Genomic DNA, 20,816 nt, shown 5'->3' with positions numbered 1-20,816 from the left:
AATGACGGAGTGACCAAATTTCATCGGCAGCGCATCCACTGTCGGACTGATTGCATCAACACTGAGTCTACTGAGGATGCGTCTGTAAATATTGTTGCCCCGCGTGAATCATGTCGGCGTTTTGCTGATTCAATAATGGTGGCAAGTTGTCGAAGTCGAAATAATCTAGTTTGAGCGTTTCGTCAGTGGCGTGGGTCAATGCTTGACCGCCAACTGGTTTGACCAAAAAGAGGGCACTGATTGTCTGGGCGACGTCGCCATTAGGATAAGCTGTCTCGCCCTTGTCGAAGATGGCGATGCGATCAACGATTTCAACGTCGATCCCGCTATCTTCCTTATATTCCCGGACGCAAGCTGCTGCGTACGTCTCACCGTATTCCAAATAGCCTCCGGGTAAGCTTCAGTTATGCGTATCAGTGCGCAGATTCAGTAGGACTTGTTGTTGATCATTGACCAAAATACCAGCTGCGGTGTTTAAAATGATTGGTTTGTGACCGACTAAGGCCCGGATTTCTTTAATATAATTTGCCATGACGAAACCTCATTTCTAGTTTGATTACCCTTATTATACCGATTATTGCCGTTGAAAGTGGTGAGTTGATAAATTTCTACAGAGTTAGCTGAAACCGCGTGAAATCGGGTGCGTTCTGACCATGTGTCGGGAAATACGTTTGCGTCGGTGCGTTTTTTTAGCTATGATAAAGGCTATATACCATTCTGCCTGCTATGGGCGGTGTGAGTTCTTTGATTTATGAAAAGAGAGTATTTTATGCAGAGAAAACTAAGTACGGGCCAGATGCAAATGATTGCACTGGGCGGCACGATTGGGGTCGGACTGTTCATGGGTTCGAGCTCGACCATTAAGTGGACCGGGCCGTCCGTGCTAATTGCATACATCGTATCAGGGGCCTTTTTATACCTGATAATGCGGGCGTTGGGTGAGATGTTGTACGTCGACCCTAATACCGGTTCGTTCGCCAAGTTTGCTTCCGAATACATTCACCCAGTCTTCGGTTATCTCACGGCTTGGAGCAATATCTTCCAATTCGTGGTCGTCGGGATGAGTGAAATGATTGCGCTGGGCGGCTATTGTCGTTATTGGTGGCCGAACTTACCGGACTGGATTCCAGGTCTGATCGCCATCGTCTTCCTATGTGCGGCCAACTTGATTTCGGTCAAAATGTTTGGGACGCTGGAAACCTGGTTCTCGCTCATCAAAGTGATTACGATTATTTTGATGATTATTGCCGGATTGGGATTGATTATTTTCGGGATTGGAAATCATGGACAACCGATCGGAATTAGTAACTTGTGGACGCATGGCGGATTCTTCACTGGTGGCGTCAAGGGCTTCGTGTTCGCGTTAGCCATTGTTCTCGCATCATATCAAGGGATCGAGCTCATCGGGGTCACTGCCGGAGAAGCTGAAAATCCACAAAGTACGATCGTCAAAGCGATTCGTTCGACCGTCGCACGGATTTTGATTTTCTACGTCGGCGCCATCTTCGTCATCGTCAGCATTTATCCGTGGAATCAACTCAGCCAGATTGGCTCGCCGTTTGTGCAAACCTTCGCGAAAATTGGGATTACCGCGGCCGCTTCAATTATCAACTTCGTGGTCATCACCGCTTCGCTATCCGGGACCAACTCCGGGATCTACAGTGCGAGTCGGATGACCTACACGTTGGCTGAAAGTCATCAATTACCGAAAAAGATGACGTTGTTGAACCGCCACGGGGTACCCTTTTATTCCGTGATTGCGATTGCAACTGGGATTCTGATTGGGGTCGTTTTAAACGTCGTCTTACCAATGTTCTTCAAGGATGCCGGTGAAATCTTCGTCATGGTTTACAGTTCGAGTGTGCTACCCGGAATGGTGCCATGGGTCGTTATTTTAGTGAGTCAGATTGCTTTTCGGAAGCAAAATGCGGCTAAGATGAAAAACCATCCGTTCAAGATGCCATTTTCACCGTATTCCAATTATTTAACGTTAGCTTTCTTAGCCTTAACGTTGCTCTTTATGTTTATCAACCCAGAAACACGTTATTCGATTTTAGTCGGTGTCGTCTTCTTGATCGTGATGACCCTGATTTATTTCCGCAAATATGCTGGGAACAAGGAAGATAACTTGTAATTTTAGATGGACCAATTAAGGTTCTTGCTGGCAACGGCAAGAACCTTTTATTTTGGCCATTTGTTGCGGTAAAATTAGGTAACGTTATTAAGACTGCGTTGCTATTAATATTAATATCAAAGTTAATATCAAAGTTAATAGTAAAGTTGCTATCAAAGTTAATAGCAACTTTGATAGCAATGTTAATCGTAAAAACGAGCGCATAAAAACTCAGAAAAGTGGTGGCGAGATGGTTAAACAAGGACGTTATGCAGGTGTCAGTAAGCAAAAACGGCTCCGGCAATTAAAACAGCGACATCAAGCACAGGAACAGCGCGCGATTCGGCCTGGTGCAGTCGGTGAATTTCTGCAGGTGCGGTACCATTTAACACAGGCCGGCCAACAGCGGCCAGTCATGCGACAGACGATGCAACGCTTCATGTCGCGGTGGTTGGCGAATGCCCAAGATTTGCTAGATGAAGACGAGCAAACGACCTGGTCCATGACAGCACTCACCAAACAGGCAATGCAGCAATTCAATCGGCAACTGCCTTGGCAGGGGTATGCGTTGCTTGATCAGGAGATGCCCCATTGGACAGCGTTTTTAACTAAGGAAGTTCCGGCTGTACCACTGCAAGAACGGATTAGTCTAGTAGAACCACTGACCGCTGAGACGTGGCGCGCCTGTCTGACCGAGCAGTTAGCGGTCAACACGATGCTAGCGATGACCCACAATAATCGCCAACAACTGCAACAAGTCCAGACAGACCAGATTCAGAGCTTACAGACCAGCATTCAAACGGCGAATGGCGTTGACTGGGAGAAGGTTGCCCAATTATTGGGGCCGACCGTCACGGAACCGGATCCATTGACGAGCACGATGATGGATAACAAGACAAAGCAGTGGCTGGAACGGTTAAATAAATTGACACCAGCAAAGTTCAATACTGATGTTGAATGATTAGTCAATAAAGGAGCGAGTGAGATGCATTTCATAACGTCAGACCATGTTCAGTTAAATTATACGGACCAGGGTAGCGGGCAACCAATCGTTATTTTGACGGGCTTTGGTGGCTCGAAGGATATTTGGCACGCCCAAATCCCAGTATTGGTGCAAGCGGGCTATCGGGTCATTAATCTGGATGGTCGGTGTCAAGGTCTGTCGGAGCACACGGTTAAGGGATTGCGGATGAGTCGCCGAGCCGTCGATGCCCATGAATTAATTGAAAAGTTGCAGCTAAAGCAGCCGATTTTGTTAGGTAACTCAATGGGTGCGGCGACCTGGTTTGCCTACGTTTCACTATATGGTGATACGGGAATTAAGGCGTTGATCGATGTCGACCAGTCACCTAAGATGATCAATACCCCCGACTGGCCATACGGATTTAAGTCGGTTCAGTGGGTCGACTTTCCGGACTATTTCCGGATGCCACTCGGTCACTCGACGTTCAAACACATCGATGATGATACTTACGCGCGGGTTACGGCCGTGGAAGAACAGGCACCCTTTGATGGCAAGCTGATGTTCCCACTATTAGTCAACCATGCGGTCCAAGACTGGCGTGACATCGTTCGGCAACTCACCGTCCCATTTTTGATTATTTCAGGCGAGAAATCGCCATTCTTTGATTCAGACTTCGCTGCAGTGACGGCTAAAATGGCGCCATTGGGGCAAAGCGTCGTGATTCCAGATGCCGGTCATATTGTGATGGCGGAGCAGTCGGCGGCGTTTAATGAGGCGTTGTTGGCGTTTTTGAAGACGCTGTAGACTTTAGGAAAAACAAGTGACTTAAATAAGCAATCCAGTTGAAATGTGCAGTGCGATTGGCAAACTTTTGCCAATCGCACTGCACTTTTTGAATGCAACGTTAACAGTCGGATCTAGGTCGAATTATTTTAACTTAGTTTGCGCTTACAATCGTTGACACGAACAACTTTTGCCTGTTGCAAATGATTGGATGCTTGCGCGATAATAGGTGCATAATCTAAACATAATTGGAGGACATGTAAATGAACGAACCGTATGGTGTGGGCTTAGATATCGGGACGAATTCGGTCGGTTGGACCGTCGTCGATATGAACGGACGTGTTAGAAAGGTCAAGGGGAAGACAGCTCTTGGAGCACGGTTATTTAAGGAAGGTGCAACTGCCGAGGATCGTCGTGGCTTTCGGACAACTCGACGCCGTCTAAAGCGGGTAAAGTGGCGGTTGCGATTGTTACGCGAATTTTTTGATCAACCAATCAGTAAAATCGATCCGAATTTTTTTGCCCGGCGTAAGTATTCGGATATCTCGCCTCGGGACCCGAACTACAATGGATTGGCAAAAACGCTGTTCAATGACAGGACTGATCAGGAATTTTATCATGACTATCCCACAATTTACCATTTACGAGACAAGTTGATGACGAGCGACCGGAAATTTGACATTCGGGAAATCTACTTGGCAATTCATCATATTGTCAAATACCGCGGGAATTTTTTGCGTACCGGACCAGCCAGTCAATATGGTAGTGCAAGCTTGCATTTAGCGACTAGCTTCCAGAAGCTTAATGATCTGTTTACTCAGTCCGAGGAGACGTTAAATCTTAAGTTGGTAACTGATGAGGCACAACTTCAACAAATCCAGCAGATTTTGGTACGGACAGACTTGTCGCGTTCGGACCAGCAAACACAAATTTTGCCACTCATGGCAGTTTTGACGGGAGCGAGCGCTGCTGAAAAGAGGCGTCAAAAGGATTTTGCAAAAGAATTGGCGAACGCGCTGGTTGGTCTCAAAGCTAAGCTGAACGTGGTGACATTAACGAATGTCGATACCACAGTAGTAAAGGATTGGACCTTTACGTTGGAGGAAAGCCAAGACAAGCTTCCGGAAATTGAAGAACAACTAAGCGAAGTTGGACAACAGATTATGGACGAAGTAATTCAGCTATATGCCAGCGTCAATCTCGCGCAATTGATTCCAGCAGGTAAGCGTTTTTCACAACACATGGTTGAGAAATATAAGCATCATGAAAAGAACCTGAAGCTGTTAAAAGAATATATTCACTCACAGTCTGATTCCAAACGTGGGCGTGAGATTCGCGCAACCTATGATCGATATATCGATGGTGTCAAGAGCAAACCAGTCACGCAGGAAATGTTCTACAAAGATTTAATGAAATACGTTGAGGCTGATGCTACATCGAATCATCTGGCAGCGGAGATTAAAGCCGAAATTGACTCGGAGCAATTCATGCCGAAGCTGCGCACCAAGCAGAACGGCTCAATTCCATATCAAGTCCAACAATATGAATTAGATCAAATAATTAGTCATCAGAAAAAGTATTATCCATGGCTTGGTGAAGAAAACCCCGTTGCTGAACGGCGCGGCAAGTTCCCATATAAGTTGGATGAACTAGTTGGTTTTCGGGTGCCTTACTATGTTGGACCACTCATTACAAAAGAGGACCAACAAGCCACTTCTGGCGCTGGTTTTGCGTGGATGGTCCGTAAAGCAGAAGGTCCAATTACACCATGGAATTTTGATCAAAAAGTTGATCGGATTGCTTCAGCGACGGCGTTTATTCAACGGATGCAAACAACGGATACTTACTTGATTGGTGAGGATGTCCTCCCAGCACGTAGCCTGATTTATCAGCGCTTCATGGTGCTCAATGAATTGAATAATATGCGAGTTGAGGACCAACAGCTGGCGCCGCGACAAAAACAACGTCTGTATAATCAAGTGTTTAAGCAACACCAACATGTTAGCGTCAAAAATATTCAGCAGAATTTGATGGATGCCGGTGAGTATCGAGAAACGCCCAAAATAACGGGACTTGCTGACCCTAAAGGATTCAATAGCTCGCTATCAACGTATCATAATTTCAAAAAGATTTTGCCTGAAGCAATCGCCGACGAACATAAGCGGGCTGATATTGAAAAAATTATTTTATGGTCAACGACGTTTGAAGACAGTGCTATTTTTAAGCAGAAGCTTGAAGAAGTGGCCTGGTTGACGGATGCCCAACGTAAACAGCTTAGTGGACTGCGATACCGTGGTTGGGGACAGTTGTCGCATAAATTACTGACTGCTTTTAGGGATGACAACGGGCGTTCCATCATGGATGGCTTGTGGGAGACCAGTGATAACTTTATGCAGCTGCGCAAGCAACCTGCAATTGAAACGCAGATTAAAGAAGCGAATCAAGCTAACCTAACTGATGCGGATATCCAAGATACCATCAACGAATTGTACACGTCGCCACAGAATAAAAAAGCCATCCGTGAAGTAATGCTGGTACTTGACGATATCAAGAACGCGATGCACGGGCAAACACCAAGCTGGATTTTCATTGAAGCAGCGCGCGGCGGTGGTGTTGCAGGTCGGCGAACGCAATCACGGTCCAAACAAATTGTGGAAGCTTACAAGAGCACAGCTAAAGAAATCGTTAGTGAAAAAGTTCAGCATGAACTGAATGAAAAGATTAAAGCCAAGGCTGATTTTAATACGCGGCTAGTGCTCTATTTCTTGCAAAATGGTCGCGACCTATACACCAATGAAACCATCAATATTGACCGATTATCAGAGTACGATATCGACCACATTTTGCCGCAATCATTAGTCGAAGATGACTCGTTAGATAACCGGGTACTGACTAGTGCGCGGATTAATCGAGAAAAAAACGATACGTTTGCTAGTGAGAAATTCGGTCGTAAGATGGGCGCACAATGGCGAGAATTACATTGGAATGGCTTAATGACGCAACGCAAACTTAATCACTTGCTGATGCGACCAGATGAGATTAGCAAGTACGCGACGGGCTTTATCAATCGGCAATTGGTTGAAACGCGTCAAGTCATTAAGCTGGTGGAAGAATTAATCAGTTCGGAATACCCAGCAGCGTCAATTGTGGCCGTCAAGGCCAATCTAACGCACCAATTCCGACAGACATTCAACTTCCCGAAACTTCGTGAAGTCAATGATTATCACCATGCGTTTGATGCGTCCTTAACAGCGTTTATCGGAACATATTTATTGAAGCAGTATCCGAAGCTGGAACGATTCTTCGTTTATGGCAAGTTTGCTAAGCAGCCGGTTAATTTGACACGATTCAATGTCATTCGCAAGCTGGCAGTTGCGGAGGAACCGATTGCCAACATCGAAACGGGTGAAATTTTGTGGGATAAGACGGTTGATATTAAGTATTTTGAAAAGCTGTACAACTACAAGCGATTACTAGTGACGCATGAGGTGCGAGAGAATTATGGTGCGATGTTTGACCAAACAATTTTCAAAGCGACGGATAGCCGCAAGCGGTTGATTCAGAAGAAGAAAGGTTTCGCAACGGAGACTTATGGGGGCTACACTGGTCGTACGCTAGCTTACTTGACCATTGTTAAGGTAGTAACTAACAAAGACACCCAATATCAAGTGGTGGGGATTCCAACAACTATGGTGACTCAAATTCAACAACTGGAAGCAAGCGGCTTGACTAGTAAACAAGCGGTCACAAAGGCCATCGGGGCAATGATCAATGAAAACAATAAGAAGTTACAATCTTATGAAGTACTACTGCCCAAGGTCCGCTTTGAACAAGTCGTACGAGATGAAGTGAAGGGGCACATTCATCGGTTCGCATTAGGGACAGACACTTACTATCATAATATTCAAGAACTTTATTTACCGTTAACGATTCAGCGGGCGTTCTTAGGAAAGCGGAATGACACTGATATTCAAACGGAACAGAATTTATTGACAGTCTTTGAGACAACGCTAGCTCAAGTAAATCGGTATTTCCCGCTCTATGAGATGAATAAGTTCAAGCAGATTTTGAATAGTGCTCAAGAGAAATTTGCAGCGTTGCCGACTAAGAATAAAACGGTCAAAAATAAATTCGTGATCGGTAAAGATGGTGTGCTGAATAATTTGTTTATCGGTTTACACACAAATGCATCGTTTGGCAATTTAAAAGTTTTGGGAGCTAAAACTAGTTTTGAACAGCTACAGGTTCCGGGTGGATTGAAGTTAACCGACCAAGCAGAAATTATTTATCAATCTCCAACAGGATTATTTGAACGGAAAGTGGCACTAAAAGATTTGTAGAAAAAAAGATGTCGCCCAGTAAATGGGCGACATCTTGATACATATGTAATGGTCCGAATACGGACTCAAAAGGTGAAACTCGGCAAAATGCCTTGTTTGATCTTGACACTAGTAGTCATATCAAGAAGGTTTAGAACTTGATACAAGTGAATCTTATCATGGAAAGTGAATTTAATCAAGGGAGCTGTTATGAATGGGATGGCGCAATGTGATTATTACGCAACATGCTAAAGTTTCGTATTCGATGAATCGAATTATTGTTCAGACCAGCACTGACAAACATGTGATTCCAGTGAGCGATATCCAGTTATTGTTAGTGGGGACGACTCAAGCTGTGATTACTAGTGCGGCTTTATGTGCATTAGCTGAAGCACACGTGAAGGTGATTTTCACAGATCACCAAGGCGAACCAATCAGTGAGGTAAACGACTATTATCCAACACGCCGAACAGCAAAGTTAGTTCGGCAGCAAGTTGCCTGGCCGGAATCAAGGATTGCCAAGCTATGGACGAAGAATATTGGCAGTAAAATTCTTAATCAGATTCAAGTTGTTGATTTTGTTGGTGGCAACGTTCAGCCACTCGTTGATGAGTTAGACAAGCTAGAGCTAAACGATGTGACTAATCGCGAAGCTGTTGTGGCCAACAAGTATTTCTCATTGCTGTTTGGCGAGGACTTTTATCGACGAGATTTTAGTTCCATCAATGCAGCGTTGAACTATGGATACGCCATCCTACTATCGATGGTCAACCGTGAGATTGTTATGAATGGCTATCTCACTTGTATCGGAATCCATCATGAAAATAATGAGAATGAATTTAACCTAGGTTCTGATTTGATGGAGCCATTTCGACCAATTGTTGATCAATGGGTCAGTCAGCAACGTTTTGACGAATTCACGCCAGATATCAAGATTGGCTTGGTTTCATTGTTGGATTTAGAGATTGGATTCAACGGACATCAAACGATTGTCAGTCACGCGATTACAACATATGTTGCAGATTGCCTGCATTATTTAAGCAGCGAGACGGAAGAATTGAAGATTGAGGTGAAATTACCAGATGAGGTATCGAGTCATGCGATTAATAGTCATGTTTGATGTTCCAATGGATACATCGGATCAACGGCGTGCTTACCGGCATTTTCACAAGGCGCTGATTCGTGAAGGCTTTTTAATGATGCAGTATTCAACCTATGTTCGAGTTTGCGTTAATAAGAAGGCGGCTGAATTTGTGGAAAAGCGCATTGCGCCACTGGCACCCAAGGGTGGAAAAGTGCAGACAATGACGGTCACTGAGAAACAGTATCAAGCAATGCACTACATTCAAGGTGCACCTAGCACGGATGTTCTAAATTCGGCTGAAAGGACGATCGTCATATGAATCTAACATACTATCCGTTCCCGCCGTTTAAAATCAACACAGGCCAGGTCAATATTTTAGACATAGGGAACAGTCAAATGTACGCAGACATCTGTCAGGGATTTCGTGACCGGACGGATGACTTGCGTGTGAGCAACGATAATCTCGAATTGCAAACAATGAGCAGTCAATGTAGCTGGTACGGCGATTTGATGTTATCAGTCGATTTAAACCGCTTGTTTATGAAGAAGATACAGACCCAGATTATCAAGTTAATGGCCGATGAACAACAAGTGGCGGTCTTGGATCAAAGCCGAGCCATGATTGCCAAAGTAATGGAAGCCAGTTTTCTATTGGATCTGCCATTAGATGTAGAGGAAGCACCAGGATTGGATCAAGCTTTGAAGTTTGCTGGAATTCACTTTCCCACGGATTTAACGCATAATCCTAGTGCAGTTTTAGAGGCGCTTGTTCAAACTCATGTTGAGCTAGGACTCAAGCAATGCCCTGTAATGACCAATGTCAGCCACTATTTGAACCCGGAACAATGGGCCGTTTTTGAACAGCAAGTGGCAGATTTAGACATCACGGTTATTATCATTGAATACTCAGAAACGAATCGGATGGAAAAGTTCAAGAATTGCTGTTATTATTATGTTGACGAGAATTTAGCAGACTGGCGTGATATGAATTAATTAGTGGATTATGTGAGAATGCCGGTCTTGAATAGTAGTCATATCAAACAGGTTTAGAACGTGTATAACGTTTCAGATTAAGCTACCACTGTCTTGAATAGTAGTCATATCAAACAGGTTTAGAACGATCTAAGTCATGTCGCGGGGTGGTTTTTCGTCTTGAATAGTAGTCATATCAAACAGGTTTAGAACATTTACAATTGTAATCAGGGTACGCGCCGTGTCTTGAATAGTAGTCATATCAAACAGGTTTAGAACTGGCGCTGAAGCTGCGGAACTGGTTCACGGGTCTTGAATAGTAGTCATATCAAACAGGTTTAGAACTAATTATTTGCAAAGTGGCTGGTGTAGACCGTCTTGAATAGTAGTCATATCAAACAGGTTTAGAACTTTCCCGTTCAACATAGAAGTGTAAAGTTTGTCTTGAATAGTAGTCATATCAAACAGGTTTAGAACCCTTGCTGACGGTAAACAGCGCACCAGATAGTCTTGAATAGTAGTCATATCAAACAGGTTTAGAACTTTACCTGCCGTATACGCCTGATACTCCATGTCTTGAATAGTAGTCATATCAAGCAAGTTTAGAACAGGATCGTTTCGACCTGTCATCCGGGTCTCGGACAGTGGTCATTTTAAGCAGTTGTAGAATAACCCCCGTGTTACCGTACATCTTGAATAGTAGTCACTCCCCCTCAACCCCAGGCCCACCAAAAAAACCGCCCGACCCACCAGGTCGAGCGGTTTTTATTCGGCAACTAAACTAATCAAGCACGCGGTCTTTACCCATTCGCCGGAAACGGATGAACTTCCCGATTTCGGTCACAATCAGAACGACGATCCCGCAGACAATTGGGATGCCCCAACCATACCAGAAGTTGATGCTGGTCGTATGGAAGACGGATTGCATGAATGGCAAGTAAATGATGCCAAGCTGGAGGAGAATCAGAATACCGATAATGTAGAACGCCATCTTGTTTTGGAAGAAATACTTGGAAATGACGGGGTGGTCGTTTCGCAAGTTGAAGAGGTAGAAAATCTTACCAAAGATGATGATGTTCAGTGACATCGTACTACCGACCACGTTCGGTAAACCAAGTGCGGTCAAGTAGTCGTAGGCGAAGATTCCGAGTCCTGAAATCAGGAAGGAAACGTAGCCAATTTCGAAATAATCAAGCTTCGACAATAACCCGGACTTCACGTTTCGTGGTCCCCGTGCCATAATGCCGGCCTCGGGTGGCTCGAAGATGAAGGCGAACTGGATGGTCAACGCGGAAACCATGTTGATCCATAACAGCTGGGTCGGGTAGAGCGGTAATTCGTGGCCCATCAAGATACTAATGATGACCACGAGGCCTTCTGCAAAACTCGTTGGTAATAAGAAACGAATCGTCTTACGAATGTTATCGAAGACGTGGCGATCTTCACGAACGGCGGCGACGATATCGGCGAAGTCGTCATCAGCCAGCACCATGTCAGCCGATTCCTTCGCAACTTCAGTCCCCTTGATCCCCATTGCAACCCCAATATCGGCTTGCTTAAGGGCGGGCGCGTCGTTGACACCGTCCCCAGTCATGGAAACGACGTGGTTATTTGTCTGCTGGGCACGCACAATTCGTAGCTTATTGTTCGGTGTGGCCCGCGCAAAGACGTTGTAGTCGTCAATGTGTTCTTGCAACTGCTGATCATCCATCGCGTCGATTTCGGGACCAGTGATCGCCTTGACGTTAGCAGCCAAGTTCAGCTTATTGGCAATCGCCATTGCGGTGTCAGGGTGGTCACCGGTAATCATCTTAACGTCGACCCCCGCTTGCCGTAATTCGGCGATTGCGGTCGCAGCTTCTTCACGTGGTGGGTCAATGATACCGACGAAACCGGCTAAGTGTAACCCGCTAATTGCTTTCGGGTCGATATCAGTAACGTCATCATCAACGACTTGGTAAGCGAGCGCGACAACCCGTAGGCCATCAGCAGTCAAATCGTCCATCGCGTTATCCCAATAGGCCGTTTGGTTGGCTTGGTCGGTCAAACGCAGGACGGTTGCGGGTGAACCTTTGACCATCAATAGGCGTTGACCGTTTAAGTCAGCTAGTCGTGCGGAGAAACGAAAGGCGGAGTCGAACGGTAATGACTCGATTTCGTCAACTTCTGGGTCGTGACCGGTCATCTTACGAAACAGCGTCGTTAAGGCACCGTCAGTTGGTTCACCAGTCAGTTCCCAACGATTATTTTCAAAATGCAGTTCGGCGTCAGTGGTTTGACCCGCAATTTTAACGAGCCATTCCATTGCTTTGTCTTGATGCCAGTTCACTTTTTGACCATTGAGTTTTAAGTGACCATCGAAGTTGACGCCACCATTATCATCATAGCCGACCCCGGTCACGTCAAACGTGTGCTCAGGTGTCACGACTTTGGTGACCGTCATTTCATTTTTAGTTAATGTCCCAGTCTTATCGGTGTTAACAATGTCAACGGCACCCAAAGTTTCTACGGCTGGTAAGGATTTGACGATGACGTTTTTCTTCGTCATCTGACGGGTCCCCATGGCTAATACGACTGAGGTACTAGCGGGTAATCCTTCCGGCATGGAACCAACCACCATCGTAATGACGGCAATTAGCAAGGTTGGTAGACTGTAGGTGTCCATGACCATCCCTAATAAGAATAACAGCACCGCTGCAACCACGATTGCGATTGAGAGGCCGACACCCAGCGAGTTCAAGTTCCGCATCAATGGTGTCGTAGTTTCTTTGACATCACTCACGGATTGCTGGATATGACCAATTTCGGTATCGGCGGCGGTCGCTGTTACGATTCCGACGGCTGAACCACTCGTCACGGCAGTTGAGGCGTAGACCATGTTTTTGCGGTCCGCCAGTGCCAGTGACGTGTCAGTCATCGGTTCTTCTTGCTTTTCAACCGGGTTGGTTTCACCCGTCAAGACGGATTCTTGAACGTTGAAGTTATCCGCGGAGATCAGTCGCATGTCGGCAGGCACAGCATCACCGGCTTCCAAGTTGACTAAGTCCCCAACGACTAATTCGCGGGCGTCGATTTCTAACTTTTTACCGTCACGGATGACGAAGTTTTTGGAAATCAGCATTTCACGAATTCGTTCAAGGGCGTTGCCGGCCTGACGTTCCTGGACGTAACCGATAATGGCGTTGGCAATAATAACCAGTCCAATAACGATAGAATCCGAATAGTGGTGCATGAAGAACGTCAATACTGCGGCGGCAGCAAGAATGTAGATAATACTATTATTAAACTGCTTGATGAATTGGACGAACCGCGACGTACGCTTAGTCTCCAGTTCGTTGCGCCCGTTATGTTGTAAACGAGCGGCAGCTTCAGCCGTGCTCAATCCATTTTCAGGATCAGTCGCGTACTTGTTAGCTAAGGCTGATTCATCAAGCTGCCATAAGTTATCCGCATCGGGAGGGTTCTGAGAGTCGTTTTGCGCTTCATTATTCGCGCTCAACGACTGGTTGTTGTCATCATTTATCATTCAATTCGCTCCTTAAAAATAAAATTATTACCGGTGAGGTTCTGTAAAATCACGACGTTTATTGCGTGTTAAGTAGGCCAATTTCGCCACATCCTTTCTGATTAAAACTCTTATAAATAATATTATATACGAACAATCACGTTGATTACCATTAAAATATTTGACAAATTCATGACTAATTATTACGTTGGTTGCAATAATATATCAGATTTTGACAGTCTTGTCGCTGAAAAAGACCGGTGGGCGCGTTATTTTTCACCAATCGGGGTAAAAATCAGTCACAGGCGTAAAAATGAGCTCCAGCAGTCGCACCGATTCAGCAAGCACTAGCTGAGGATGCGGCAACTGGGACTCATTATCTGATGATTAAACGTAAGTAAGTCATAACTGTAGCAGGTTAAACCCGGCATCCAAGCTGTAGCGTGACGATGTTTAGTGCGTCGCCACAACTTAGCTTTCGACCGGATCCTTCATTAATAGCCAGAGGATGAGGTAAGCAATGATACCAGGAAACATCGGTGAGATGGCTAGAAGCACGAATACCAAGCGCGTAATGTTGGCATTCCAGTTGAAATGTTCAGCGATGCCCCCGATGACACCAGCCAGCACCCGATTGGTAGCAGAACGATGAATATTGATTTTCATGAGTTAATACCTCCTTTTGATATTAACTATAATGTAGCAGGTTTAGACATGGAACGCTACCAATTTAATCAGTCAAGAAGGGGTGCTGCGTGAGGACGGTTGTGTAGTAGGCAATTTCACCAACGGCACGTTGTAAACCGCTTTCGTATCGGCTGGCTAATGGTGCGTCCGGGATGACTTGTCCGTCAGTTTGGAGTGTTTGGGGGACGTTGCCGACGGGTGTTGGTTTAGGCAGGACCACCATTCCTAATCGTTGCAAGACGGGGACGAGCGCTGCAGCGCCAAATTGGCCACCCCGCATGTTATCCGAATATGAGATCAGTTTGACTGGTTTTCGCAGCCCTTCGAAGGCCAAAAAATCTAAGGCGTTCTTTAGGCCTGCGGGCATGGCGTGATTATATTCCGGCGTTAGGATGATGTAGCCGTCCATGGCTGCCATGTCGTCTAGCCATTGCTGCTGATTGGCAGGAAGCTGGCGGTGGGGATTAGCCATTGGTGGCTCAGACTCGTCGAAGAATGGCAGCTGATAGTGTGCTAGGTCTAAGAATGCCGTTGTGATGGCCTCGTCAGTTTGCCACTGATCAAGGTTTCTTTTTAAGTAATTGAATAGGGATCGGCCGTTGGATTGCGTGCGGGTACTACCGAGAATGATGCCGATTTTTACCATATTAATGGCCTCCAGAAAATTATTGATTCACATGAATACAAAATGGTATTATAGACTGGATGATTTGATTAAGCAAGTATTTATTCATATGAATTAAAAAGGAGTGTTCCTGATGGCAATGTTGATCGATCAATTAATGTCAGAATTAAACCAATTTATTGCGCAGGATAGCGTGGATGATCAAGAAAAACAATGGGCGATGCGCCAAACGACGGACCCACAGCTACAGGCAGTCCTGAAACAACTGTCGACGACCGATATTAAAATGATTGCGGTTCTTGGACAGGTGGGCGCCAGTCGTGCGAAGGCGTTACCCGCACCGACCGGATTATCACAAGCGACGATTTCGCGCGGGTTGACCAAGCTGGCACGACTGGGCTTAGCCGTGAAGTACCGTGATTTAACAAATAATAAGGAAGTACTGGTTAGACTGACGCCCACTGGTCAACAGGTTGCACAGTTGCATACGCAGTTGGACGCGGCGATTGCACAACAGGCACAGGCCATCGCTGACGACTACTCGGATGCTGAGCTAGCGCGGTTTGTGACCCTCATGAAACGCATTCGCGAAATCAAAATTTAGCACTCGAGGTAGTTGAGTGCTAAATTGTTGCATTCCCTCAAAAAGCTGTTAAGATATTAATTGAAGGTCAGGAAAGGTCAAACAAAGATTTGAATTACTGGCCGGTCTTAATAGCCAATTAAATTTTGAGAGGGGATTGTTAGTATGGCTAATACTTTAATGAATCGGAACGACTTTGGTATGATGGATCCGTTTGAACGGTTGGCACGGAGTTTCTGGACACCATTTGAAAATATGGATCAGGTCTTGAAGACGGATATCAGTGAAACTGATGACCAATATCAAGTTAAGGTTGACGTCCCAGGCATTGACAAGCAAGATGTTAAGCTCGACTATCGCGACAATGTCTTGTCGATCAAGGTTCAAAAGGATAGTTTCGTGGACCATGAAGACGAGCAACAAAATGTTGTGATGAACGAGCGTCATACTGGCACGTTGCAACGTCAATACATGTTACCAAACGTTGCGGCGGACAAAATCAGTGCATCCCAAGCAGACGGAGTCTTAACCATCACGTTGCCGAAGACGCAAGCAAGTGACGATAATGGCACCATTGAAATTCAGTAATTAACTAGTCCCACTAAAAAAGGCACCATCGCATTTTGGCGGTGGTGCCTTTTTTAGGCGTTAATGAATGCCGTGTGGAGGGCTGGAAAATTCGAGCGGTAATCAAGTTAGCGGTGCTAGCCAATTGCCAAGTATTCTAAGTCGATTAATGTCTGCGTTAGGCGTTAGTTGGGGCGATACTAACAGCTCAGCTCGCCCACAAATTACCCGGAAATACGACTTTATTTCCCGGGAAATAATTGTCACTACCTTGCCCAAAGTGTGATAAGCTATTTATCGTGATAACACTTACTGAAAATTAGTAACACTAGATTTGGAGATGACGAGCGTGGATGACGCAGAACGCGAACGTGGACCATGGCATCGTAATTTAATCGTTTTATGGTTCTGTACGTTCGTTGCTGGGATGGCATTCAGTGAAATTATGCCGTTCTTATCATTATTTGTTAGTCAGTTAGGTGATTTTACCAAGGCCCAAGTGACCTTTTACAGTGGCTTGGCGTTCGCGGCCGACTACGCGATTTCGGCAATTTCAGCACCGTTATGGGGCATTATTGCGGATAAGAAGGGCCGCAAGATCATGTTACTGCGGGCGTCCTTCGGGATGGCGGTTGCTATGGGGCTGATGGGCTTAGTCACGAATGTGTGGCAGCTGATTGCCTTGCGGGCGTTACAAGGGGTCTTTGCTGGGTTCATTTCAAATGCTCAGGCTTTAGTGGCGTCGCAAGCACCGCGTAAGTATAGTGGTCGGGCATTGAGCACCTTGATTACCGGTGCGGTCAGTGGTCAGTTGTTTGGCCCCGTGATTGGGGGCTTCTTGGCCCAACTGTTTTCAATCCGTAATACGTTTTTTATTACGGCCGGCCTATTGCTAGTGGCCTTTTTGTTGAGCCTCTTCTTTGTTCAAGAACACTTTAAACCTGTCGAACATCATCGCAATCCTGGCGATAGCCGCAATCCGTTGGCGGCGTTTCAAAATCCCCGGCTGATCATCATGATGCTCTGTTCGACCGCCATTGTTCAATTTGGGAATGCTTCAATTGCGCCCATTATTAGTCTGTATGTGCGTGAATTGATGCATTATAAAGGGCCCATCACGGTGGTGGCCGGAATCATTGCCGCATTACCAGGAATCTCAAACATCTTTTCCGCACCGCGACTGGGCCGTTATGGTGACCATCATGGTTCGGGTAAAGTCTTGTTATTCGGCTATATTTTTGCGGTGATCATGTATTTCCCACAAGGCATCGTCACCAGTGTCGTCGCATTAGGGATTTTACGGTTTGCAATTGGGATTTCTGACGGGGCACTGTATCCCGAAATCCAAACGGTCTTAACTAAGAATACGCCAGTTAATTTAACATCCACGATTTTTAGTTATAATCAATCGTTTCAAGCCATCGGTAATATGCTAGGTGCCTTATTAGGGGGCTTAGTCGCCGGCTGGTTCAATTACAATGCGGTCTTTATTATGACGGCGCTCTTGCTACTGATCAACTTAGTGCTGATTTTGTGGCTCGTGCCTGGTATCTGGAAGACTGGCGACCGGGTCGCCTCTTAACGTGAATCAATCAGTATGTTGACAGTGATCGCTGCCGACTCGCTGTTGCAGTTAGTCTGTTTGGGGCTAACTGCTTTTTTTAGATTCAGAACCATCAATTCGATTCTGATGGGTTTGGGGAGGGTGTGATGCGTTAGTTAGCGGAATTGTCCATAGCGTTCAAGTGACAACACTGATTGCGTCCTCACCCGTGAAGACGAGTTGCATTCATTTTAAATTGGGTGTAACCTTTGTTTCATGGATATCGAAATAAACCAACAAAATCAAGAAGATCAACAACGGGTCGCAATTTTCAAGGCGTTGGCAGATGATAATCGGTTACGGATCATTCGCGTGCTGTATCAAGCACAGCGGGAAATGACTTGCGGAGAAGTGGGGGCGCAATTAAGCATTAGCAAGTCGACCGTTTCCTATCATTTCAAAGCGCTACGCTTAGTGGGACTGACGAATACGCGCCGTGAAGCACAGACGAAGTATTTGTCACTGCAACGGGCGACCTTTGACCATTTTTTGCCAGGATTTTTGGATTCTCTGTAATTTTTTTGGCCATTAGTTCGATAAATATCGAATAACGATATAGAAAGAAGATATTAGGATATGACAACGACTCATCAACATAGCCGCTACTTGACGCTGGGCATGATTTTGGCGGCAACTAATATGCGGCTGCCCATCACCATGATGCCAGGGCTGATTAGCAGTTTGAAACGAACGCTGGGACTGCCGAGCTCAATGGCCGGACTGCTGACGACAATTCCATTACTGACTTTCGCGGTCATGTCACCGTTGATTGCGCACTGGGGGCGCCGGTTTGGTAATGAGTTGACGATTTATGTGATGCTGATTTTTCTAGCCCTTGGTAGTTATTTGCGGGTCATTCCAACCATCGCGGCACTGTTTATCGGAACGCTATTAGTGGGCATTGGTGCTGACGGTGGCAATGTTTTGATCCCGGCAATCATCAAGGATAACTTTCCAACTAAGATCCCAGTGGCAACAAGTCAGTATACATTGTCGATGCTGCTAGTCGGCTCACTTGGGACCGGTATTTCTGGCGTACTAGCCGCACACTGGTCTTTGCCGGCAACGATGGCGGTACTTTCAGTGATTGGGCTGATTAATCTGGTCGTCTGGTTGCCAAACTTGAAGTACAACCATCGGGAACCAGTAGCGACAAATGATGAGCAAGATTCGACAGTCGTGACGCACGGTTCGGTGTGGGGACGGCCCTTAGCGTGGGTCGTGACCGCCTTCTTTGGCCTCCAAGCTTTAGTTTATTATTCCCTGTTGACCTGGCTACCGACCGTGTTCACCGCCCATGGCTTTTCAACGATTGTCGCGGGTAATTTGGTGACGATCATGCAATTGAGCGGGCTACCGATGTCCTTTATCGTTCCCACAAGTTCGGGTAAACGACGCGGCGTCTTGGCCATGATTTGGGTCGTTGGAGTTGGCTTTATCGCAGGTATCGGCGGCATTCTGATGTCAGGGACCAGCTTTGGGTGGTCAGCCTTATGGTGCATCCTACTCGGGTTGGGCTCCGGTGCAGCCTTTAGCTTGGCAGTCGTCTTCTTCACGCAAAAAACAACGAACGGCTTTGAAACGGCCGACCTTTCGGGGATGGCTCAATCAGCCGGGTACCTGTTAGCTGCGATCGGGCCAGTGCTTTTCGGTTGGCTCGGTGGTCAACTTGGCTGGGCGCCAGTGTTGTGGCTCGCCATTGGTTTCTCGGCACTACTCGCGTTAGCTGGGTCGATTATTTTCCGGCATGATAGTATTTATGACTAATTAGCTGTAAACGGTCATTTAGATGGGAAAACCTGTCTGAATGGCCTTTTTACTTGGCGTATACGTTTCGCCAGAACTAGATATTGGTCGGTCGTTTGCTCAGCAGGCGCGGGTCATTTCACCGGCAAATAAAAAAAGTGATATTTTTGAGAACTTTACAGTTGCCTTAGAGTTACTCTAAGGGGCTAAACTAATCAGTATTCAATCAAGGAGGTCACGGTTTTATGGCGATTATTCAAATTTTGACGGTCGTCGTAGTGGCAATCATTGCGGCGACACTGGTTGGCGATCCAACCAAGCAGCGACAATCCAAATCAGTAAAGGGGCAAAAATAACATGGCAATTCTAACATCAACTTATCAGTTAGCAAATGGCGTCCAGATTCCAAAAGTGGCGTTTGGGACTTGGCAAATTCCGGGTGGCGACACCGCATATCAAGCTGTTCGAGCAGCACTTAAAGCCGGTTACCGGCATATCGATACCGCACTGGCTTATCGAAATGAAGCGAGTGTTGGTAAGGCGATTCGCGATTCAGGGATTCCGCGTGAACAGATTTTTGTGACGACCAAGTTACCCGCAGAGACGAAATCTTATCAGGGTGCGTTGGCGGATTTTGATGAATCATTGAAAAACCTCGGGCTGGATTACGTTGATTTGTACTTAGTGCACGCACCGTGGCCATGGAGCCAAGTTGGACGTGTCTATGATGAAGCTAACCTGGAAGTGTGGCAAGCCATGGAAGCCATTTATGACAGCGGCCTTGCCAAGGCAATCGGGGTCTCAAACTTTGCGGTTCGCGATTTAAAGAACGTCCTCAAACAAGCGACGGTCGCACCAATGGTCAATCAGATTCAGTACTATCTTGGTTTTACTGAGCCGAAGATCACACAATTCTCAGAAGACCATGATATGTTGGTCGAAGCATATTCGCCACTCGCAACTGGCGGCGTACTGGATAATCCGCAAGTGCAAGCGTATGCCGATAAATATGGGGTCAGCGTCGCTCAGTTAGCGCTACGGTTTGTCTTACAAAATGGGGTCTTGCCATTACCTAAGGCGGTGACACCTGCGCATATCACTGCGAATACCCAATTGGACTTTACGATCAGTGACGCGGATATGGCGGCATTGAACGCCTTGCCGGACGCTGCGGGTGCGTACATGCACAATCCAACTCAGGGCTAACGGGCAAAATGTTTGACCAGGCTTGGGGCTCTGGGGGTAAACTAAGTAAGAATAATAAT

17 protein-coding genes, 1 pseudogene and 1 CRISPR repeat array are annotated in these 20,816 nt (G+C 46.1%); of the genes and pseudogenes, 14 read left to right on the top strand and 4 right to left on the bottom strand.

Annotation, left to right across the window (positions count from 1 at the left end):
- Window positions 1-67 precede the first annotated feature (67 nt).
- Window positions 68-532, bottom strand: a pseudogene (locus KGF65_RS04750) (NUDIX hydrolase).
- Between the two features lie 237 nt (window positions 533-769).
- Between KGF65_RS04750 and KGF65_RS04745 the strand changes: the two are divergent.
- The 7 genes from KGF65_RS04745 to csn2 all read left to right on the top strand — a co-directional run bounded on the left by KGF65_RS04745 (window position 770) and on the right by csn2 (window position 10,256).
- Window positions 770-2,134, top strand: coding sequence for an amino acid permease (locus tag KGF65_RS04745; RefSeq protein ID WP_050337973.1), 1,365 nt, complete (start codon window positions 770-772; stop codon window positions 2,132-2,134).
- A gap of 229 nt (window positions 2,135-2,363) precedes the next feature.
- Window positions 2,364-3,074 (top strand): hypothetical protein, encoded by a 711-nt coding sequence (locus KGF65_RS04740; RefSeq protein WP_101872619.1) that lies wholly within the window; start codon window positions 2,364-2,366, stop codon window positions 3,072-3,074.
- Window positions 3,075-3,098: 24 nt separating this feature from the next.
- Window positions 3,099-3,881 (top strand): alpha/beta fold hydrolase, encoded by a 783-nt coding sequence (locus KGF65_RS04735; protein ID WP_216748161.1) that lies wholly within the window; start codon window positions 3,099-3,101, stop codon window positions 3,879-3,881.
- A gap of 242 nt (window positions 3,882-4,123) precedes the next feature.
- Entirely contained in the window at window positions 4,124-8,200 is a 4,077-nt protein-coding gene (gene cas9 / locus KGF65_RS04730; RefSeq protein ID WP_216748160.1) for a type II CRISPR RNA-guided endonuclease Cas9, read from the top strand.
- 193 nt (window positions 8,201-8,393) lie between these two features.
- The gene (gene cas1 / locus KGF65_RS04725) at window positions 8,394-9,299 is read left to right on the top strand and encodes a type II CRISPR-associated endonuclease Cas1 (protein WP_101872622.1); all 906 of its coding nucleotides are present in this window, start codon (window positions 8,394-8,396) and stop codon (window positions 9,297-9,299) included.
- The gene (cas2, locus tag KGF65_RS04720; RefSeq protein ID WP_003637377.1) at window positions 9,277-9,582 is read left to right on the top strand and encodes a CRISPR-associated endonuclease Cas2; all 306 of its coding nucleotides are present in this window, start codon (window positions 9,277-9,279) and stop codon (window positions 9,580-9,582) included. Before cas1 ends, cas2 begins: the two co-directional genes overlap by 23 nt.
- The gene (csn2, locus tag KGF65_RS04715) at window positions 9,579-10,256 is read left to right on the top strand and encodes a type II-A CRISPR-associated protein Csn2 (RefSeq protein ID WP_216748159.1); all 678 of its coding nucleotides are present in this window, start codon (window positions 9,579-9,581) and stop codon (window positions 10,254-10,256) included. The genes cas2 and csn2 overlap by 4 nt, the downstream gene beginning before the upstream one ends.
- 24 nt (window positions 10,257-10,280) lie before the next feature.
- Window positions 10,281-10,905: direct repeats of the CRISPR family, unit length 36 nt; unit sequence GTCTTGAATAGTAGTCATATCAAACAGGTTTAGAAC.
- Window positions 10,906-11,016: 111 nt separating this feature from the next.
- Here the strand turns inward: csn2 and KGF65_RS04710 are convergent.
- From KGF65_RS04710 to KGF65_RS04700, 3 genes are all read right to left on the bottom strand, one after another.
- A complete protein-coding gene (locus KGF65_RS04710; protein WP_216748158.1) occupies window positions 11,017-13,761 on the bottom strand; it encodes a cation-transporting P-type ATPase in 2,745 nt (914 codons plus the stop codon).
- 450 nt (window positions 13,762-14,211) lie between these two features.
- Window positions 14,212-14,406 carry a PspC domain-containing protein gene (locus KGF65_RS04705; protein ID WP_050337966.1) on the bottom strand — a complete coding sequence of 65 codons (195 nt, stop codon included), beginning with the start codon at window positions 14,404-14,406 and terminating at the stop codon, window positions 14,212-14,214.
- 64 nt (window positions 14,407-14,470) lie between these two features.
- Window positions 14,471-15,073, bottom strand: coding sequence for an NADPH-dependent FMN reductase (locus KGF65_RS04700; protein WP_101872625.1), 603 nt, complete (start codon window positions 15,071-15,073; stop codon window positions 14,471-14,473).
- 109 nt (window positions 15,074-15,182) lie between these two features.
- Between KGF65_RS04700 and KGF65_RS04695 the strand changes: the two genes are divergently transcribed.
- The 7 genes from KGF65_RS04695 (at window position 15,183) to KGF65_RS04665 (ending at window position 20,757) form a co-directional block, all read left to right on the top strand.
- A complete protein-coding gene (locus tag KGF65_RS04695; RefSeq protein WP_101874279.1) occupies window positions 15,183-15,656 on the top strand; it encodes a MarR family winged helix-turn-helix transcriptional regulator in 474 nt (157 codons plus the stop codon).
- A gap of 144 nt (window positions 15,657-15,800) precedes the next feature.
- Complete coding sequence (locus KGF65_RS04690) at window positions 15,801-16,223, top strand: Hsp20/alpha crystallin family protein (RefSeq protein WP_003637383.1); 423 nt, start codon at window positions 15,801-15,803, stop codon at window positions 16,221-16,223.
- 328 nt (window positions 16,224-16,551) lie between these two features.
- Window positions 16,552-17,784 carry an MFS transporter gene (locus KGF65_RS04685; RefSeq protein WP_065674438.1) on the top strand — a complete coding sequence of 411 codons (1,233 nt, stop codon included), beginning with the start codon at window positions 16,552-16,554 and terminating at the stop codon, window positions 17,782-17,784.
- Between the two features lie 237 nt (window positions 17,785-18,021).
- Window positions 18,022-18,321, top strand: a complete 300-nt coding sequence (locus tag KGF65_RS04680; protein ID WP_101872626.1) for a helix-turn-helix transcriptional regulator — start codon at window positions 18,022-18,024, stop codon at window positions 18,319-18,321.
- 60 nt (window positions 18,322-18,381) lie between these two features.
- Complete coding sequence (locus KGF65_RS04675) at window positions 18,382-19,572, top strand: MFS transporter (protein ID WP_105923368.1); 1,191 nt, start codon at window positions 18,382-18,384, stop codon at window positions 19,570-19,572.
- 40 nt (window positions 19,573-19,612) lie between these two features.
- Complete coding sequence (locus KGF65_RS04670; RefSeq protein WP_181185298.1) at window positions 19,613-19,753, top strand: hypothetical protein; 141 nt, start codon at window positions 19,613-19,615, stop codon at window positions 19,751-19,753.
- 155 nt (window positions 19,754-19,908) lie between these two features.
- Window positions 19,909-20,757, top strand: coding sequence for an aldo/keto reductase (locus KGF65_RS04665; protein WP_216748157.1), 849 nt, complete (start codon window positions 19,909-19,911; stop codon window positions 20,755-20,757).
- Window positions 20,758-20,816 lie beyond the last annotated feature (59 nt).

The sequence above is a fragment of the Lactiplantibacillus sp. 30.2.29 genome (assembly GCF_018991255.1).
Lineage (GTDB): Bacteria > Bacillota > Bacilli > Lactobacillales > Lactobacillaceae > Lactiplantibacillus > Lactiplantibacillus pentosus.
The sequence above is the reverse complement of the archived record's forward strand: the minus strand, read 5'-3'. Positions and strand labels throughout refer to the sequence as shown.

Coding starts and splice junctions, on each gene's coding strand:
- KGF65_RS04740 (WP_101872619.1), top strand. CDS start 2,364: ATGGTTAAACAAGGACGTTATGCAGGTGTCAGTAAGCAAAAACGGCTC.
- KGF65_RS04670 (WP_181185298.1), top strand. CDS start 19,613: ATGGCCTTTTTACTTGGCGTATACGTTTCGCCAGAACTAGATATTGGT.
- cas9 (WP_216748160.1), top strand. CDS start 4,124: ATGAACGAACCGTATGGTGTGGGCTTAGATATCGGGACGAATTCGGTC.
- KGF65_RS04675 (WP_105923368.1), top strand. CDS start 18,382: ATGACAACGACTCATCAACATAGCCGCTACTTGACGCTGGGCATGATT.
- csn2 (WP_216748159.1), top strand. CDS start 9,579: ATGAATCTAACATACTATCCGTTCCCGCCGTTTAAAATCAACACAGGC.
- KGF65_RS04665 (WP_216748157.1), top strand. CDS start 19,909: ATGGCAATTCTAACATCAACTTATCAGTTAGCAAATGGCGTCCAGATT.
- cas1 (WP_101872622.1), top strand. CDS start 8,394: ATGGGATGGCGCAATGTGATTATTACGCAACATGCTAAAGTTTCGTAT.
- KGF65_RS04690 (WP_003637383.1), top strand. CDS start 15,801: ATGGCTAATACTTTAATGAATCGGAACGACTTTGGTATGATGGATCCG.
- KGF65_RS04680 (WP_101872626.1), top strand. CDS start 18,022: ATGGATATCGAAATAAACCAACAAAATCAAGAAGATCAACAACGGGTC.
- KGF65_RS04710 (WP_216748158.1), bottom strand. CDS start 13,761: ATGATAAATGATGACAACAACCAGTCGTTGAGCGCGAATAATGAAGCG.
- KGF65_RS04735 (WP_216748161.1), top strand. CDS start 3,099: ATGCATTTCATAACGTCAGACCATGTTCAGTTAAATTATACGGACCAG.
- KGF65_RS04745 (WP_050337973.1), top strand. CDS start 770: ATGCAGAGAAAACTAAGTACGGGCCAGATGCAAATGATTGCACTGGGC.
- KGF65_RS04705 (WP_050337966.1), bottom strand. CDS start 14,406: ATGAAAATCAATATTCATCGTTCTGCTACCAATCGGGTGCTGGCTGGT.
- cas2 (WP_003637377.1), top strand. CDS start 9,277: ATGCGATTAATAGTCATGTTTGATGTTCCAATGGATACATCGGATCAA.
- KGF65_RS04700 (WP_101872625.1), bottom strand. CDS start 15,073: ATGGTAAAAATCGGCATCATTCTCGGTAGTACCCGCACGCAATCCAAC.